Below are 3925 nucleotides of genomic sequence, written 5' to 3' on the forward strand. Positions count from 1 at the left end.
ATCCAACTGCGGCGGTGCCGGCGGAACGGCCTTGACTTTCGGAACATCGGTCTCGGCGACCATCTCGCCGGGCCTGGCCGGATCGCCTTCGATCCTCCTGCGTTCGGCGCTGGCCTCGGCGCCGGGTGTCGCAACCTGCTGCGACCAGAAGTCCGGCGCGAAAGGATCGCGATAGGATTCGCCGCCGGAAGCGCCGGTCGCCGGACCGGCGTTCTGAGCGCCGCCTTCACCCTTGGCGCTGACATTCTGCATCACGCCGGTATCGGTAGCGATCTCCGACAGCACGGCATAGGGATCGGCAAACAAATGCTCGTCAGAGAGATCGGATTTCTGCGAGGCCTCCTTCGTCTGCCTGCGGTCGGAGGAGCCGGCGCCGCCCTTGCCGTCCTCGCCGGCCTTGCTCGCGCCATCCTGCGGATTGTCGGCGGTGAGGCCAACCTTGCTCGGGCCGTCGCCAAGGTCTTCCAGGCCCTTGCGGCTGGAATTGCGATCGATCAGCTCGACCGGGTTGAAATAGCTGGCGACCGCCGCCTTGGTCTGCTCGTTGGCGGCGTTGATCAGCCACATGACGAGAAAGAAGCACATCATGGCGGTCATGAAGTCGGCAAAGGCGATCTTCCAGACGCCGCCATGATGGCCGTCGTCATGACCGTCGTGGTTCCGCTTGACGATGATGATCTCGTGCCTGGCCTCGCCGTGGTCGATGGCGCTCATGATAGGACCTCCGACAGGGAAGCCGACCATTCGGCGATGCGCGTCTCGAAGACGGTTTCATCGATGGTCACGGTCAGGTCGAAGCCGGCGGCCTCGGTGAAATCGAGATTGGCCGCGCGATCTCCAAGCGACGCCTTCAGCGGCTCGAACAGCGACAGCGGCCCGCGCACGCCGATACGCACCGCCTCACTGTCGGCAATCGCGGCGCTTACGGTACGGGCAAGAGCTTCGATCGAGCGCTCCTGCAGATCATCGCTGACCACGCCGCCGATGATACGGGCGACGGTGGCGGCGGTGAGCTCGGCCACGCGCGCTTCCATGGCATCGATCCGTGTCGCGACCGCCGCCCCCAGATCGCCGCCGAAGCTTTTGAGGAACGCCTTTGCCGCATCGTCATTGGCCTGGCGTTCGGCCTCGAGGGCCGCCTCGTGGGCGGCCGCGAGCCGCGCCCCGAGTGCTGCTTCTGCATCGGCCACCGCCTCGGCGATCAGCGCGCCGATGTCGGCCTGCGGTGGCGATATGTCTGGCTTGCGCTCGATGTCAGGCGCTGACGGTACCTGGCCGGCGCGCGGGGCGCGCGAACCGAAATCGGGCAGGAGATCGAAAAGGGCCGCCGAAGCCATGGCTTAACCCGCGGCTTCCGGGGCGGCGGCCCATTTGCGCAGGATCTGGGCGGTGCGTTCCTCGTTGAGGTCGACCATGCGTGCTAGCCGTTCCTGCGGCGCAGGCCTGATCTTCTGGCGCAGGTCGTCGAGCGGAGTGGCGCCCGGCCGGGCGCCCGGCAGCGCGCCGACGGCCGTGTCGGCTGCGATTGCGGCCACCGGCGCGTCGGGGGTCGGCAGCGAGCGCTGGACATCGTCGAAGCTCGGGCCGGCGAGGGCCGCGGGCTTGGCCGACGCCGTCAGCGCGGCCGCCATCGGCCGCAGGCCGAAGAAGGCGACCAGGAACACGACGACGATAAAGGCGCCGGCATTGATCAGCGTGCCGGTGTATGTGCCGATCGAGGCGAGGATGCCCGGCTGGTCAATCGGCTCACCGTCCAGCCCGTCGATGAACTCGACCGCCGAGACATCGATGACGTCGCCGCGCTTCTCCTCAAAGCCAGTGGCGGAGGCCACCATCTTCTGGATATCGGCGACGCGCTTGGCAATCTGCTCGGGGGTGGCGTCCTTGCCGAGGATGGTCTTCAGCCGATCCTGGTTGACGACGACGGCGATCGACATCTTGGTCACCGAGTAGCCGTTGGAAACGGTAGCGATCTTCTTGGAGTTGATCTCGTAGTTGGTGATCTCCTCCTTGCGGTCGTTCTGCGAGGAGGACTGCGGCCCTTCAGTCGTGGTCGTCTGCGTCTCGGGCAGGTTCTGCTCGACGCTCGTCGGGTTCGAGGCCTGCTTCTGGTTGCTGGCCTCGTTGGTGCGCACCGACTGCACCGAACGCTCGACGCGGGATTCGGGATCGAAGATCGTTTCTTCGGTCTGGCGGGTGTCGGTATTGACGTCGGCCTTGACGCTGGCGCGGAAATTGTCGGGGCCGAGATAAGGCGTCAGCGCGCGGCGGATGTTGTCGCCGATCTGCGCCTCGACCGTCTGCTCGACGCCGAGCGTGCGGGCCGCGCTTGTGTTGGAAGTGTCGTCGCCGGCGGCGAGCAGATTGCCGTTGGAATCGAGCACGGTCACCTTGTCGGCCGACAGGCCGGGAACCGCTGCGGCGACGAGGTGGCGGATCGACTGGGCGCTCTTTTCGGCATCGACGCCGGCATAACGGATGACCACCGAGGCCGAGGGCTGCTGCTCGTCGCGGCGGAAATTGGCGCGCTCGGACATGACGATGTGTACGCGCGCCGCCTTGACGCCGGCGATCGACTGGATGGTGCGCGCGATCTCGCCTTCCAGCGCACGCACGCGGGTGATCTGCTGCATGAACGAGGTGAGGCCGAGCGAGCCGACATTGTCGAACAGCTCGTAGCCAGCGTTGGCGCTGGTCGGCAGGCCCTTTTCGGCCAGCAGCATGCGCGCCTGCGCGGTGGTGCCGGCCGGCACCAGCACCGATGTTCCGTCGGCGCCGACATCGAAGCCGATGCCGGCCTCGCCCAGCACCAGGCCGATCTGGTTCACGTCGCTGCGGTCGAGCCCGACATAGAGCGTCTCGTAGGCCGGACGGTTGAGATAGACCGAGCCGACGCCGATGACGGCCATGACCAGCGCGGCGATGCCGCCCATGAGAGCGAGACGCCTGACGCCGAAGCCGCGGAGGTTCGCGATGAGGCTCTGGATCTGTTCCGGCACGATTCAACCGCTCCCAGCATGACTTTCCGCCGGAAGACTAGACCGCGAAGCTTGTGCGAGGATGATAGCGCATGCGGCCATCGAGGCCCGAACGGCCCGGAGGCAGCAGTCCGACGCGCAAGAAAAAGGCCGCGCCCGAGACGCGGCCTTGCGATGGAGGGGTTGCCTCAGCGGAAATATCAGCTCTTGAACAAGGCCAGGATCGACTGCGAGTTGCCGTTGGCGATCGACAGCGCCTGGATGCCGAGCTGCTGTTGCACCTGGAGCGCCTGCAGGCGGGTCGATTCCTTGTTCATGTCGGCATCGACGAGGGCACCGACGCCCTTGTCGATCGAATCGGACAGGTTCGACAGGAAGCTCTGCTGGGTGTCGATGCGCGACTTGGCGGCGCCAAGGTAGGCAGCGCCGGTGGAGAGCTTGGCAAGCGCGGTTTCAACGCTGTCGAGCGCGGTGTCGACGGCGGTGTCGGAAACGGCCGCGGCACTTGGATCGAAGAAGGTCGTCGCAAGCAGCCCGCCGACGATGCCGCCCGTGCCGGCGGTGTCGAGAACCTGCGTGTCGGTCGCTGCCACGTCGATGGTGTCGATGGAGACGGTCGTGCCGGTGCGGTTGTACGAAGCCACGACATGCAGATCCGAGGCGGCCGTGCCGTCATTCTGCAGCAGGTTCGAACCGGCATAGCTGGCATTGGTGACCGACGACCTGATCTGGTCCTGGATGGCCTTGATTTCGGTCGCGATCTTCTGCTGGTTGTCCTGACTGGCGCCACGCGCGGTGACCAGCTTGGCCTTGATCGCGTCGACCTGGTCCTTGATGTCGGTGATGGCGGTGTAAGCTGTGTCGACCTTGCCGGCGCCGAGGCCGAGCGCGTCCTGGACGGCCGAGAGCGCCTTGTTGTCGGACCGCATCGCGGTGGCGATCGACCA

4 protein-coding genes are annotated in these 3925 nt (G+C 66.3%); all 4 read right to left on the reverse strand.

Annotated elements, in window-relative coordinates:
• Positions 1-714 (reverse strand): flagellar motor protein MotB (locus EOA60_RS22575; RefSeq protein ID WP_281060763.1); only part of this gene is annotated, 714 nt, incomplete at its 3' end.
• Positions 711-1337, reverse strand: coding sequence for a hypothetical protein (locus EOA60_RS22580; protein ID WP_095823392.1), 627 nt, complete (start codon positions 1335-1337; stop codon positions 711-713). The genes EOA60_RS22575 and EOA60_RS22580, both read right to left, overlap by 4 nt.
• 3 nt (positions 1338-1340) lie before the next feature.
• On the reverse strand, positions 1341-2999 hold the full coding sequence (fliF, locus tag EOA60_RS22585) for a flagellar basal-body MS-ring/collar protein FliF (protein ID WP_095823391.1): 1659 nt from the start codon (positions 2997-2999) through the stop codon (positions 1341-1343).
• A 179-nt stretch (positions 3000-3178) separates the two neighbouring features.
• On the reverse strand, positions 3179-3925 hold a 747-nt coding region (locus tag EOA60_RS22590), incomplete at its 5' end, for a flagellin (RefSeq protein WP_128311925.1).

Origin of the sequence: Mesorhizobium sp. M1A.F.Ca.IN.020.06.1.1 (genome assembly GCF_004023265.1) — a bacterium.
Taxonomy (GTDB): domain Bacteria; phylum Pseudomonadota; class Alphaproteobacteria; order Rhizobiales; family Rhizobiaceae; genus Mesorhizobium.